General features: G+C 65.5%; 9 protein-coding genes. 1 reads left to right on the forward strand and 8 read right to left on the reverse strand.

Translation table 11 applies throughout. The features are described from left to right. Window positions 1–40: 40 nt before the first annotated feature. From VGM20_13765 to VGM20_13800, 8 genes are all read right to left on the reverse strand, one after another. On the reverse strand, window positions 41–664 hold the full coding sequence (locus tag VGM20_13765; GenBank protein ID HEY4101935.1) for a HEAT repeat domain-containing protein: 624 nt from the start codon (window positions 662–664) through the stop codon (window positions 41–43). Then, on the reverse strand, window positions 661–1215 hold the full coding sequence (locus VGM20_13770) for an RNA polymerase sigma factor (GenBank protein HEY4101936.1): 555 nt from the start codon (window positions 1213–1215) through the stop codon (window positions 661–663). Before VGM20_13770 ends, VGM20_13765 begins: the two co-directional genes overlap by 4 nt. Before the next feature lie 276 nt (window positions 1216–1491). Then, window positions 1492–2805, reverse strand: a complete 1314-nt coding sequence (locus VGM20_13775; GenBank protein ID HEY4101937.1) for a TolC family protein — start codon at window positions 2803–2805, stop codon at window positions 1492–1494. Next, window positions 2805–5828: an efflux RND transporter permease subunit gene (locus VGM20_13780; GenBank protein ID HEY4101938.1), complete on the reverse strand. Its 3024-nt coding sequence runs from the start codon at window positions 5826–5828 to the stop codon at window positions 2805–2807. The genes VGM20_13775 and VGM20_13780 overlap by 1 nt, the downstream gene beginning before the upstream one ends. After that, a complete protein-coding gene (locus VGM20_13785) occupies window positions 5825–9013 on the reverse strand; it encodes an efflux RND transporter permease subunit (protein ID HEY4101939.1) in 3189 nt (1062 codons plus the stop codon). The genes VGM20_13780 and VGM20_13785 overlap by 4 nt, the downstream gene beginning before the upstream one ends. 13 nt (window positions 9014–9026) lie before the next feature. Further along, window positions 9027–10163 (reverse strand): efflux RND transporter periplasmic adaptor subunit, encoded by a 1137-nt coding sequence (locus VGM20_13790; GenBank protein HEY4101940.1) that lies wholly within the window; start codon window positions 10161–10163, stop codon window positions 9027–9029. A 162-nt stretch (window positions 10164–10325) separates the two neighbouring features. Beyond that, window positions 10326–11375, reverse strand: a complete 1050-nt coding sequence (locus tag VGM20_13795) for a hypothetical protein (protein ID HEY4101941.1) — start codon at window positions 11373–11375, stop codon at window positions 10326–10328. Then, window positions 11372–12520, reverse strand: a complete 1149-nt coding sequence (locus tag VGM20_13800) for a 6-bladed beta-propeller (GenBank protein ID HEY4101942.1) — start codon at window positions 12518–12520, stop codon at window positions 11372–11374. Before VGM20_13800 ends, VGM20_13795 begins: the two co-directional genes overlap by 4 nt. A 1346-nt stretch (window positions 12521–13866) precedes the next feature. Between VGM20_13800 and VGM20_13805 the strand changes: the two genes are divergently transcribed. Further along, window positions 13867–14409 carry a hypothetical protein gene (locus VGM20_13805; protein HEY4101943.1) on the forward strand — a complete coding sequence of 181 codons (543 nt, stop codon included), beginning with the start codon at window positions 13867–13869 and terminating at the stop codon, window positions 14407–14409. Window positions 14410–14446 lie beyond the last annotated feature (37 nt).

Genomic DNA, 14446 nt, shown 5'->3' on the forward strand with positions numbered 1-14446 from the left:
CCTCGCATGATCCGCCGCCCTTCCCTGTAGGTCTGTCGCTTCAAAACCCCGCCACCTGCTGCGCCTCGAGCCGCACCGTCGAATCGAGATCGCGCCGGCCGAGAAATCGCTCCACGATTCGCGCACGCACCGCCGCGTTGAGCCGCTGCACGCTCCGCAGCATCTCTGTCTGCACGAACGGCGATCGCTCCGCGCCGAATGACCGCCGCGCCGCCTCGGCGAGCGCCGCCGGCGTCGCGATCCGCCCCAGCGCCGCCGCCGCCGCCACGCGCACGTTGGTGTTCGAATCCGCGAGCAGCGCATGAATCAGCGCGGTGACGACCGAGTCGTCTCCCAGCTTCGAATTCCCGGCATTGTTCACCGCCTCGAACCGTCCCGGCGCCGGCAGCGTCGCCAGCGCCTTGGAGAGCTCCGCCCGCAGCGCGGCAATCTCCCCTTCCCGCCGGTTCCGGTCGATCCACCACCCCGCCACCACCGCGACGAAGAGCGCCGCAGCCATCGAGACGATGATCCAGTTGCCGATCGACCGCCGGGTCCCTGACTCTGCCGCCAATCGCCGATGGAACTCCGCGGCCAGCCCCGGCGTCACCGGGAGCGGTGGCAGATCGTGCAGCGCGTCGAGGAGCTGCTGGTCGCTCTCCGACAGGAATGATTCGTCAGTCATCGTGTGTCTCCTGCGAGCGTTGCCCACTCGCGTTTGAGCGCCCTGAGCGCGCGGTGGACGCGGACCCGTGCCGCCCCCTCGCTGCACCCCAGGGCAAGCGCCAGATCGCGATGCGACAACCCCTCCATTCCGCGGAGGAGGAGGACTTCGCGATGGGCAAAAGGGAGCGCCGCGAGGGCGCGATCGAGCTGTTGCCGGTCTTCGCCGACGATCAGCGTATCAAGCGCCGACGGATTGTCGTCGGCCCAGTCATCAGGCTCCGGCGAGGTCGGCTTCTGGCGGCGGAAATGGGTCGCCGCCGTGTTGCGGGCGATCCGGAAGAGCCAGGCGAGGAAGTCCCGCGACGGGTCGAAGCGAGACCGGTACTTGAGGATCCGGAGGAAGACTTCCTGGACCAGGTCGTCGGCGGCATCCCGGTCGCCGGTGAGCCTGGCGAGGAACGAATGGACTCGGGGGTGATGCCGGACGAAGAGCGCCTCCAGGGCGATGGTCTTCCCGCCCTGCAGCTCCCGCATCAGATCGCGATCCGATTCCTCTACCAATGCCGTCATCGCCGGTGCACACCGAACCTATGTCCGGATTGTTACCACGCGCGCTCTGTGGAAAAGTTCGAACGCACCTGTGAGCGTGATTTTAGCGGTGTGGACAAACGCTGCAATCGATCGAAGCCACCATGAAGTCGCTTCGATATCACCTGATCCAACCTACACGGCACCAATATCTTACGACGCTATCGCCGGCAGGCCACTTCATGTAAAGGATGAGCGTTTTTCAACACTCGCGGCCATGTTGGGGACGTTGGTCCTTGTTGGAAAACCCGATCGCTCTCAGACCTTCCTGCCGATGATCCCTTCCAGCTGCGCCTTCGCCAATAGATAGGAGTACCTCGCCTGCACCGCAGCCCCCTGCGCCGAGAGGAGTTGCTGCTGCGCGGTGAGAACATCGGTGATCGTCGAGACGCCGGTCCGGTACTGGTCGGTCGCGATCCGGAGGTTGAGCTCCCCGGTAGTAACCGACGCCTGGGTGACAGCGATCGTCTCTTCAGCGGTCGACAGCGCCGCGAAGACCTGGTTGACCTGCGCCGCGAGGAAGTTCCGTTGGTCGGCAAGTTCCACTTCGGCGTCGGTCACCTCGATCGACGCCTCTTCCACCTGGGTCTCACGCTGGAGCGAAGTCCAGGGACTGAAGGAGAAGCCGAGGTTAAGGCTCCGGCGCGGCGTGAGGGTGAAATTGTTTTCCTGGTTCGCCGTCCAGTTGTCGCCGGCCGAGACCGCGATCGTCGGGAAATAGGTCGACTTCGCTGATTTGTACGCCTCATGCGCCGCGGTCACGTTCGCGGCGAGGCTCCTGAGGCTCGGCGCCGACGCCATCACCTCAAGGCGCACGGCGGCGGTGTCGACCGGAGGGGGAAGGCGGTAGAACGTCGAATCATCGAGCGCAGCGACCCGGCCCGGCATCCCGACGAGCCGCCCGAGATTGCTCTCCCCGTTCACCAGATTCGACTGCGCCTGCAGGACGCCGAGCTTCGACTGGAGGTAGGTCCCCTGCGCCGTGAGCGAATCGGAGAGCCGCCCCGATCCCGCGTGCAGTTTCGCCGTCGCCAGCTTGAGCTGCGCCTCGGCCGATGCCACGTTGCTCTGCGCCACGACCACCAGCTGCTGGTCGGCAAGTGCAGCGAAGAACGCCTGCGTCGCACCGTAGTCGCTGGCGAAAATCGTGCTGGTGAGCGACGCGTTGGCCGCGGCTTCGAGCGCCCGCTGCCGCCGCAACTGATAGGTGCGCATGAACCCATCAAAGATCGTGTATGTCGCGTTGAGCCCGAATGAATAGGAGAAGGTGCTCTGGTTGCCGCTGATCAGCTCCGAGGTCACCGGGTCGAGGCGTGCCTGTCCCGACGAAAGGAGGAGGTTCGCGCCTGGCGTGAGTGTGAGCGCCGGGATGTACTGCCAGAGCGCGGACCGGGTCTCGAGTTGGGCGGCCCGTGTTGATCCCTGGGCAGTGACCACGGTTGGCGACGCCGCGCGCGCCAGCCGGATCGCCTGTTCGAGCGTCACCGCCTGGACCGGTTGCTGCGCATCAACGTGGCCGGCGGCGATCATCCCGAGCAGCACGGCGCCCGCAATTCGTCCTCTCCAACTCATCAAGCGCTCCTCCTCGCGTTCGACCGCGCCAATCCCATCAGCATCGCCGGCATGACGAACATCACTCCGAGCGTGCCGGCAATCGTTCCGCCTGCGGTCGCGAGCGCGATCGCTCCGAAGATCGAATCGGACTTGGTGCCGACCGCCATCGGAATCAGCGACGCCAGCGTCGTCAGCGTCACCAGCACGATCATCGTGACGCGATCGGTCGCGGCGTGGAGCGCGTCGCCGAAGGTGAGCCACGTTCCACTGCGGCGCGATTGCAGCGCGGCGTCGATCAGGAGGATCGAATGATTGACCGCGAGCCCGACGACGAGGATCACGCCGACCGCCGCCTGCCTGGTGAACGCCGTATGGGTGAACCAGAACGCCGCGATCACTCCGCCGAGCGCCATCGGCAGCGCCAGGAGGACCATAGCCGCCGCCCACACCGAGTTGAAGACGATGGCGACGGCGAGGAGGACCAGGATGATGCCGAGCGCGAAGACCCGGTTGAGCCCCTTGGCGGACTCGTCTGCCTGGTAGTTGTAGGTCTCGTCGGCGACAGTATATCCCGGCGGCGTGGTGATTGAATTCATGAACGCCTTGTGCACCCGGTCGGCAAGCTTCTGCGGTCCGCGGAAATCGTAGGTCAGCGTCCGGACGTACTGCTGGTCGCGCCGATCGATCTCCGAAAGTCCCACCACTTCGCCGACGGTGCTCACGTCGCCGATCCGCGTCGGAACGCCGCGCGGATTCGACACCAGCGCGTCCGACAGCTGCCCGATATCTCGCTCGCTTGCCCCTGCCGCACGGAGCAAGACCTCCACTTCGTCGTCGCCCTCCTGCAGCGTGGTCGAGCCAGAAATGCCCCTGATCTGCCGTGATACGCTGTTCGAATAGTCCTGCGCCGATGCGCCGATCCGGCCGAGTGCGGTACGGTCGGGGGCGAGTGATACGCTCACTGCGTGCTCGCTGCCGTACGAATTGCCACCGTTCACGTCGACGTCGCGCACCCGCGGGATCCGCTCGAGTCGCGCCTTGAGGTCGAGCGCCATCTGCAGCACACCTTCGTACGAGTAGCCGAGGATCGTAATCCGCCGCGACACTGAGCCGCTCCCGCCCGACGAACTGTAGAATCCCGGCCCTTCCGGCTTCGAGACAGAGACATTGTCCGTACCGCCAACGAGCACCGCACGTTCGGTGAGCTTGTCCGATACCACCCACGGCGCATCCGACGCGCTCCCCTCTGCGGTGAATTCGACGTTCACATTGCCGTTCCGCCGATTTCCAGTCGACCGGACCAGCGCCACCCCCGGCTGTCCCACCGCATCGGCTTCGAGCTCGGAGATGATGTGTTCCACCGCCGCAGGATCTGATCCCCGCGGAAAACCGACGCTCGCGGTGATCGTCGTTCTCGGTGCGCCGAAGTCGCGCCCCCAGTCGACGCGCGGCACCTTCTTGATGAACCCCCAGGTCAGCACCGCGAGCGCCACGACTGTGAGGCCGAGGGTCAGGTACCTCCAGCGAAGCGTCGCCGCGACCATCCGTTCGTAGAGCCTGCCGAGACGTGGCCAGCCGAGCGCGCGTCCTTCTTCCCCTCTGCCGACTGCGGGGACGAAGACCAGCGATGTCCCGACCGACCAGAAGAGCGCCAGCGCAAAGGCGATCGCGAACGGCGCGAACGCGGCGCGCGTGTTTCCCTGCAGATAGAGAAATGGAAGGAGGACGACCGTCGTGGTGAGGGTCGAACCGAGTACCGCCGGCGCAATCCGCGCACCGGCATCGGCGCGGCCATCGGGTGTGTTCCGTGCCGCACGCAGCCGTTCCACCACCACGAGCCCATTCTGGACCAGGATGCCGACCCCCATGCCGAGGCCGGCGAGGGTCAGCAGGTTCGCGGGGATGTGCATCAGGTAGAGCGACAGCGCCGCCCCCGCGATGGCGACAGCGGCACTTCCGATCACCAGCAGCGCGCGCGGCCCACTCCGGAGGGAGAGCAGCAGGACGAGAAAGACCGACGCAAAGGCGATCGCGCCGCGGGTGACCAGGTCGTCGAGTTCGTGGGCGAGATCCTCGCTCTCATCGCTGTTGACCCTGAGCCGCACGCCGGGCGGAACGAGCGCCTTCAGACCCGGAAGCGCTGCGCGGGCGAGCGCCGCGGTCCTGATCGCATCGGCGCCGGGCTCGCGGTAGAGCGAGATCGACACGGCGGTCTGGCCATTCAGTCGATAGAACTGGCCGTTGGCATCTTCCTCGGGGCGAATCGCCGCCACCTGTCCCAGCGAGAACGTTCTCCCTCCCGGCGCGATGACTGGAAGGCGCGCCAGGTCCGCGACCAGATGTGGCTGATCGTGGATCGATACGCTCATCGCGAGCGAACCGCGGCGGATCTCGCCGAGCGCCTGGACCTGCCTGGCGCTCGCCAGCGCAGTGCTCAGCGCGGTCGGCTGGATGTTGAGCTGATGCAGCAGGGTTGGATCGTACTCGACCGTGATCCGGTTGTCGGCGCCGCCGTTCTCATTCACGCCGGCAATGCCGGGAATGCTCGACAGCTTCGGTTCGAGAATGTCGCGAACGACGCGCGCCAGCGCCCCAGGCGTGTACGGTCCGACAACGTTCACTTCAAGCAGTGGTTGTTGCTGCAGATCTTTCGGTACCCAGTTGGACACCGACACATTCGCCTGCGCCGGAAGGTCCCGCTTCAGCGTCTGGATTCGTTCGAGGATGCCAAGGCGCGCCAGAGTAATGTCGGCGCCGGGATCGAGGTCGACGGTGACCGTCGAAGCACCCTCCTCGGAGGTCGACGAGGTACGCCGTACACCACGAACACCCTGGACCACGCCCTCGATCGGCGCGGTGAGGTACGTCTCGATCAATTCCGGCGAGGCACCCGGGAACGATGCGTTGACCTGCAGCCGAGGGAATTCGATGGTGCTGCGCGTCGCCAGCGGAAGCTTGCCGAACGCCACGGCACCCGACACGAAGATCCCGGCTGCAATCGCCCAGAGGACGGCGGGACGATGTGCCGCCCAGCGAATCATGCCGGCTCCGCCACCGATGCGACGGCCACCGTCTTCCGCGCCTTGCTCCGTTCGATCATCGCATACAGAGCCGGCATCAGGAAGAAGGTCACCGCGAGCTGCGTCACCGACCCACCGAGCACCGCGGCGCCGAGCGGCTGGTAGAGGGCGCCGCCACTGCCGAGGTTGAGGACGAGCGGGATGACGCCGGCGATTGCGGTGAACGTCGTCATCGTGATGGCGCGGAGTCGCTTGTGTCCGCCGCGAAGGACCGCTTCATCGATCGGATAGCCGAGGTCGCGGTAGCGGTGGATCGCGTCAAGCTTGACGACCGCTTCGTTGTCGGCCATCCCGATCATCACCACTATACCAATCAATGAGACAGCGTTGAGCGACTGCCCGGTAAGCCAGAGGAGGATCACGCTCCCCGCGCCGGCGATCGGTACGGTGGTCATGATGATCAGCGGCGAGGTGAATGAGGAGAACTCACCGGCGAGGACGAGGAACATCAGCGCCGCGGAGAGAACGGCGACGAGGGAGAGCTGCTTCGTCGTCTTGCGCTGCTCCTGGTCGGCGCCGGTGATCTGCCATTCCACCCCCGGCGCGAGAGTGAGCTTCGAGACCGCCTTGTCGACGGCGTCCGACGCGCGCGCCGTGCCGCCGCGTTCGACCACCGCCTCGACGACGGAGACCGGCCGCTGGTCGACGCGGACCACTTCCACCGGTGCACGCGTCTCCTCGACGGAGACGAGTTCGCCGAGAGGAACACCCTGCACCGTCGACGCGAGCGCCGTCTGAAGATTCTCGTTGGCACTCCCGGCGTAGCGGACCCGGATCGGTGTGCGACGATCGGTCTCACGGAGGTCGCTCGCCTGCACCCCGCCCAGCGCGCCTTGCAGCGAGTTGAGTACCGCGCTGATCGGGAGCCCTCGGCGCGCGATCCGGTCGCGCAGCAGCGACACCTCCATGATCGGCTCGGTCCCGGTGAAGGCGTCGCGCACATCGGCGAGGTCGGGGACCGTAGCGACCGCGGCACGCACCTGGGCTGCCGCGCGCTCTGCATCGCCATCCTTCTGCGCGGAGACCTCGACACGAACGGTGCGCCCTTCACGCCCGATCAGCGAACCAAACTCCGATTGCCCGGCGAGGTCGATCGCCAGCGCGCCCTGCGCGAGATCGGGGACCGCTCGGCGCAGGCGGTCCGCGAACGCCGGCGCGTTGGTTCCGTGGGGGACCGGAAAGACGAACATCGCCGTCGCCGGCGAGCCGGGCTCTGCGCCGCTCAGCACTTCCTCGTCGCTCGCCGACCCGATCCTGGCGTAGGTGCCGACGCTGCCGAGCGATGCGGCGGCCGCCTGCAGCCGCCCCGCCTGACGAATCGTCTCCTCGATCGCAGTCGCCGGCGGGAGGCGCAGTTCTGCGGTCACGCTCCCCTCGTCGACCTGCGGCAGGATCTCGCGCGGCAGGTGGACGAGGAGATAAACGGTGAACGCGACGCATACCACCGCCATCGCTATCACGCGTCCCGGATAGCGGAGCGACCAGGTGAGGCCCACTTCGTAGACCCGCGTGAGCCGGAACCCGACGCGGTCGAGAAAGGAGGCATTAGCCGGAAGCGCGTGCATGTGTGGCTGGTGCGCCATTTCGGGGCGCCAGCGTTCGTCGGCGTGGTCCTCGGCGTTGGCCTTGTCATCCCGAGCGACCGGCCCTGAGCCTGTCGAAGGGCGAGGGACCGGGTCGCTCTTCTTCCGCCCCCACAATGTCAGCACCGGCATCAGCGTCAGCGCCAGCACCAGCGACGCCATCAGCGTCACCACCACCGAAATCGACAGGTCACGAAAGAGCGCCGCCGACAGCCCCTGCACGAAGACGATCGGCCCGAAGACGAGCGCAGTGGTGAGCGTCCCGGCGATCAGTGGCGCCGCAACTTCGTCAGTCGCGACGCGTGCCGATTCGCGCGTCCCTTCGCCGAGATCGCGACCCCGCTCGGTCGCCTCGGCCACCACGATACTGTTGTCGACCAACATCCCGACGGCGAGTGCGAGTCCGCCGAGGGAGAAGATGTTGATCGTGACATGGAAGAGCTGCATCAGCGTGAGCGACACGAAGACCGACAGCGGCACCATCACGCCGATCGCGAGCGACATCCGCACGTCGCGCAGGAAGAGGACGATGATCAGGATCGAGAGGATCCCGCCGACGACGATCTCCTGCCAGAGGTTGGAGAGTGCCGCGCTGACGAACTTTGCCTGCGCCGCGACGATGCGGACGTGTACATCGGGGAACTGCTTCGCCAAGAGATCGAGGGTCTTCTGCAATTCTGCCGTGACGGCGACGGTATTGGAACCGGCGTCCTTGTAGACAACGAGCCCGATCGCGGCCTTCCCGTCGAGGCGCACCACGGTGCGCGGGTCGGCACTCGCCGGAGTCACCGTGGCGATATCGGAGAGCTTGATCCCCTGCGCCGCCGGGCCGACCGGGACGTCGCGGATCTGCGCCGGGTCCTGCAATTCGGTGAGCGTTCGCACCGAAAAACGGAACTGGCCGCGGCGCACGGTGCCGCCATTGTCGATCGCATTGGCGTTGCTGATCGCGGTGGCGACGTCGTCGGGGGTGATTCCCAGCGCTCGGGCGCGATCGGGATCGACATCGACGCGGATTTCGTCGGTCGGGTCACCGACGACCGCGACGCTCGCGACGCCGGCGATCTGCTCGAGGCGCCGAGCGTGGACATCCTGGCCGGTGCGCGCGATGGCGCGGAGGTCACCGGGACCGGTGAGCGCCAGGACTGCGATCGGCCGCTCACCGGGGTCCGAGGTCAGCAGCGTCGGCCGGTCGACGCCGGTGGGAAACGATGTGGATGCGTTGTCGAGGTGCTCGCGCACGGCGAGGACCGTCTTCGCCATGTCGGTCCCCCACGCGAACTGCAGCGTGGTGTTGTCCTCGCCGTTGCGACTGACCGAGCGCATGCCGGTGAGGCCGGGAATCGCGCCGATCGCCTTCTCGATCGGTTCGGCAACGAAGCGCGACACCTCTTCGGCAGCGGCTCCCTTATATACGGTGCGCACCGCGAGCACCGGCAGCGTGACGTCGGGGAGGAGCGACACCGGCATCTGCGAAATCGACACCGCGCCCAGGAGGACGAGGGTCATCGTGGCGGCGATGGTGGTGACGGGGCGGCGGAGCGCCGCGGAGCTCAGCGACATGTGAGCGGGGCCGTCAGGGCGTGTCGCCGGTGCGCTTCTTGATGAGCTGGATCGGCGCCTGGTGCGTGAGCGTCAGCTGGCCGTCGGTGAGGACGATGTCGCCCGGTTTGAGCGGGATCTGGCCGCTGGCGCTGTCGGGAAGGATTTCGGTGTCGATACCGTTGCTGCGCCCGGCATTCACATAGACCCACTGCGCCTGGCCGTTCTGCGCCACGAAGACGAGCGGCCGATTGTCGCGTTCGATCACGGCGCGCGCGGGGACGAGAATCCGGTTCGGCAACCGGTTCGCCTCGAGCTTGATGTCGGCGTACATCCCGGGGCGGAGCGTGCCGTCGCCGGCGATCCGGATGATCGCGCGCCCCGCACGGGTCACGGTGTCGACAAGCGGCAGCAGTGCTGCGATGGTGCCGCGCACCGGCTTGTCGGGAAATGCGGCGATGGTGACCCACGCTTCGCCGCCGACGCGAAGGAGCGGGAGATCGTGCTCGAGGACCTGCGCTTCGACACGGAGGTCTTTCATGTCGACAACAGTGGCGATGTCGGCGCCGGCGGAGATGTGATCGCCGACTGCAACTGATACGTTTTCGATCACGCCGTCGAACGGCGCGGTGATCACGGCGTGCTGGCGTGCCAGCGTCGCCTTGTCGAGGGCGACCTGCGCGCCGTCGACGCCGGTCGATGCGCGGACGAAGGCGCGCCGCTCGGGACGGATCTGTCCCTCGACGGTGGAATCGGTGTAGACCTGCGTGTTGTAGTTCACGATGTCGGCGTTGAGCGACGCCTGCGCAGCGCGCACATCGAGGTCGAGCGGTGTCGGATCGAGCTTGGCGAGGATCTCGTTGCGGGTGACATGGTCGCCGGCGCGGATCGGCACTGCCTGCACCGTTCCGGTCGCCTCGGCCTTCACATCGGTGCGGGCGTCGGTGCGGATCTGCCCGGTGGCGTTGACGGTGAGGACGAGGTCGCCCTTGCGCACCGGCTCGCCGACGACGGGAAGGGCGAGGGTGCTGCCGGCCTTGGAGGAATCGACGGCGGCGGTGATCGGATCGCCGGTGGTTGAATCGTTCGCCTTCGACTTGCACGACGTCAGGGTCGCGGCGGTGGCGAGCGTGGCGGCGATGGCGGCGTGCGGGAATCGCGAACCGATCATGGGACCTCGAAACGGGCGCAGTGACGGCGCAGCGTGAAGCGCGGCGCACGCGCCGAGCTCTGGCGGCGTCGACGGTATTCGCTGGAATCGCTGGTATCTGATAGATCGGTCGGAACGGCGCGGGATGCAAGGGGGAGAGACGCGCCGATCCAGCGATCGGTACTACATACTGCAATAGAGGATCCCGTCGACCCATCCAGGCGGTGTTGCATCGCCGATTCCTGCCACGCATGCATATGATGAGCCCTTGGCGAGCGCCGTCCCCACCCAGCCTCGCCGGCTGGTGGCCAGCACGCGCACGTCCGCCACTGGCGATGCTGCGAGCCCGAGCGAATCATCCGTCGACACATAGTGTCCGGCGCGGTCCTTCACCCGCTCGGCGGCCATCAGCGCCCGGAAGAGTGCGGAACGAGTGGCTGCGGCAGTCGGCGCAACCGGCGGCACCGGAGACGCACATGCCTCATGGGGCGCAGGGCGTTGCAGTGGCCGTGCCAGCGAAAAAAACTCGATCCGGTCGAGCGAGTCACTCGCCGAGACACCGAGAATGCCGGTCTCCGTGACCCTGAGCGGAGTAAACCCGACCGGCAGTTCGCTCTGGGCAATCCGCCGGCCATCGGCGGATGCTATCGCAAATACATGCCCTGCCAGCGGTGCGGACCAGAACAATGATCCATCCTGCAGCGCAACGCGAACGGTGGTATCCGGGTAATGCGAGGCGAGTTGCCGGACGCAGGCGATCGCAGGAGCGTCCTCGACGCGTGACATAGTGCGGTTGACAAAGATTAGCCGACGGGACTGACTCCACTGATCCCCCTTCTGCATTACTCCCATCGGCGCGCCGGTCTTGCCATACCATTGCGTAGAACTCGTCGCAGGATCGTGCGCGCCCACAGAATCGCCGCTGGCAACGAGCTCAATGGTGACCGACTTTGCCTGAGCGCCTCCATCGATCGCGGTGCGGCGCACCAACGCTCCGCTCCGGCGATAGACCCGGACCTCTCGCGGCATCGAGTACGCGATGGCAACCAGATCATTCCCGAGAAGTGCAGCATCGCTCACGCCGCTCGCGCTCGGCACGCCCCCCTTGGCGGAGGCGATGATCGACCACTGCGGATGCGTGGCGACCTTCCAGCTGGGTTGCTGCGCATCAAGCGACCCGAGATGGGTCCCCATGAGCATTCCAGCTGATGCGACGAATCGAACTCTGTTCATCGGGCTGCCTCCCTCACGCCGTTGCCGTCACCACGAATGAAACCACCGGTAGGCACCCAGTCGCATCCGGTTGGGGATACCACATACGAGTAAACGACCGATCGGACGCGATTCTGGCTGTTGACTTGTCGCGCCAGGACGCTCACCGTGTCGCCCCGAAAGAACGGGATCGGCGTGACATCTGTTTCAACCGGAAGTTCTGCGTCGACACACGCGTGATTGCCGTCCGGCGCGAGGAGTGCCAAATACGTTCGAAACGCGCCGTATCGGCCGCCATGCCCGGCGGTACCGAGCATTTCCATGTCGACGTAGGCGATGAGGTAATTCCCGTCCGCCTGCCGATTGAGACCAGCTGACGCCGATGCCAGCACCTGATTCGCATCGGTGGGTCGAAGCTTCTGTTGCCGCGCAACAAGATCGTCTGGCTGGCCCCGCCGCCGGGCTGCCGGGATCGGAACGCTTCCCAACCACGCCCCGGCCGAATCCACAAAGTCGAGGCCGATTTCACCCGGCAGCAGCATCGCGAAGCCGGCGTCGTGAGGTGCAAGTTCCGAGACGCCATACCCCATGAGCACGCCTGAGGCTCCGCGAAATCTCGTCGGCATCCGACCGATTGCATGAACGGAGTCGTGGGTCCATACCCATCGCCCCGCAATCCCCTCGGTCATGTGGAGGGCGAAGTACACAGTGTCGCCTTCGACCTGCCAGTCCTGACCAATGTCCTGCGCAGGTAGCGCTACCATTCGGTCAAAGCCGCCGGTCGACGCATCGAACACCTCCATTGCGTGCCGATTGACATCGACCACCGCCAGCAGCGAGTCGTGGGCGACCAGATGCAGCGGTCCGGGAAGCTGGAATTCCCCGGGCCCACTCCCCGGCTTGCCAACGACACCAGCGAAGGCGCCGTTGCCACGAAAGTGCAGGACTCTCCGCGATTGCATGTCATTGACGAAATAGTCGCCGCGACCCGAATGCGCGACAAAGGCCGTGTACGCACCAAGCGGCATGGAGTCAGGGTCCTGCAGGACAACCGAATCGACCAGAGTGACCGTTGCGCCACGGCTGGATTTCGGCACTCGACGAATATGCGAGTCACCGTGGCACCCCATCACGACCACCACGGCGACCACGGTACGAAGACGCATTGCGTGATCCAGGAGGAAGTTCCAGCGCTGGTGTCGGAGAAACCCGGGTGTCACAACATAGCAACCAACCGCCTGGCGCACACCTCGAGCGAGGTGTGCGCCAGGCCATCTACTTACTGAAAGCAGTTGCACTTGCAGTCCGGATTGGTCTCGCATCCGGCGAGGTCCCAATCACAGACCCATACGCAGTCCTGAAATCCGAACACACCGACCCAGTGAGTTTGCCGTGTGGTATCGGCGTGCGCCCGCGGCATGTGGCCCGCACCAAACACCAACATCGCTGCGACCGCCGCTGCGCCGAACCATCCGCTGCTCTTACGTGTCATTGCGTCCTCCGGGAATGGGGTTGGATGAATCACCAACGGGGGGAAGGTGGAACAACTGGCGGAGAAACGGTCGCGCTTCCGAGACCGTGACCGGTTTCGCAAAATGTCCACGGACGAATGGCAGTACTGCAGGTGAATCACTATGGATGACCAATGAGCGTCCTGCGATCACTGCGTCCGGAACCTCATGCTGAAGCGCCAGTTGCCGGCGTTCATAGTCCGTTGGCGGCCTCGACAGCACGAAAGCGACCGCCCCGGGATGCCGACGGCGCGCTTGCAGCAGGGAGTAGAGCGGACGATCGCAGCTGAGGCAGTCAGCCGGATCGACGACGACGATCGCGAACGCATCCGTATCGGTAACCACGGCCTGGAGCACTCGCCCATCGACCAGCCGCGTGCTTGCCACCGATCGCGACCGTCCGCAAGACCACGCAGCACACACCACGGCCGCCCCGAGTGCAATTTTCCGCAGCGCTGATTGTGATCGCATGGTAGCAGATTCGGAAAGGATTGCAAATCATGCAATACTCCAACTTTGCAATGCCCCAGTTGGTCTCTTCCCTATGGCCGGGGCTGGCGCGGTCCAATCGTCGGTCCCATACTAGATCGAGCCCATTTCAGCCCGGGTCATGGAGGAGCCGATGGTTGTCAACGGCCGGCGCGCTCAAATCGAGGGGAGTCCAATTATGCGTAACTTGCGCACGGAGGAATTGCCACATCTGCCAATGTGGTTGACATGCGATGAACTCAACTATGTATGCGACCAGCTTAACTGCATGACTCATCAGCAACGTCGCATTTTCGCGCACTACGCGGCGTTTTACGTCGCAAAGGAAATTGCCGAAGCATTGGGCCTATCAAGCACCACGGTCCGACGGTATACGGCGGCGATGGTCAAACGGGCCCCGGGGTGCAGCGGAGTACGAGGCCTGATGCAAAACGCGCTTAGACTTCTGGTCGCCCGTAATCACGATGAATTCGACGCAACTTGCTGAAACAAGCAGACAACGGCTATCGCAGATGCAGTTGAACCGACTCTCGCTGATTGCGTTCCGCGCCGCGACAATGGTAACGCTCGCCAACCCTGTCACCGCCGCCCAACACGCCACGCCGCCGCTCCAAGGCTTCTGGCATCGCACCTCGCTGCAATGCGCGCCCGGCGCCTCGGCCGCGTGCCACTCGCTGAAACTTCCACTCGACGCCGATCTCGCCATCGCAATCACCGGCGACACCGTCGTGACGACGCGCCCTGATCGCGATGCCGTCTTCGCGGCGACGGTGGCCGCCGATACCCTTGTCATCGATTCGCGACGAAGCCATTGGCTCGCCGGACATCGCGGCTACTCCGCTCCCACGATATCCGTTGGTCCTTTGGCCCACACTGAGCGCGACGATACCACGTACCATGTCTATCGTGGCTCAAATCGATCCGCGCCAGCATTTTCGCAATCGGGCGCGCAATGGACCGTTTCCGCCGATGGCCGGACGTTGACCTGCCGGCAGGAATACTTCAATGACGGCGCCAGTGTCGTGGTGGTGCAGAGGTATCACCGGTCGGCGTGACCGGAATCGATCTTTGCCTATGCTCATCCCCTCGCGC

It is taken from the genome of Gemmatimonadales bacterium (assembly GCA_036500345.1).
Lineage (GTDB): Bacteria > Gemmatimonadota > Gemmatimonadetes > Gemmatimonadales > GWC2-71-9 > Palsa-1233.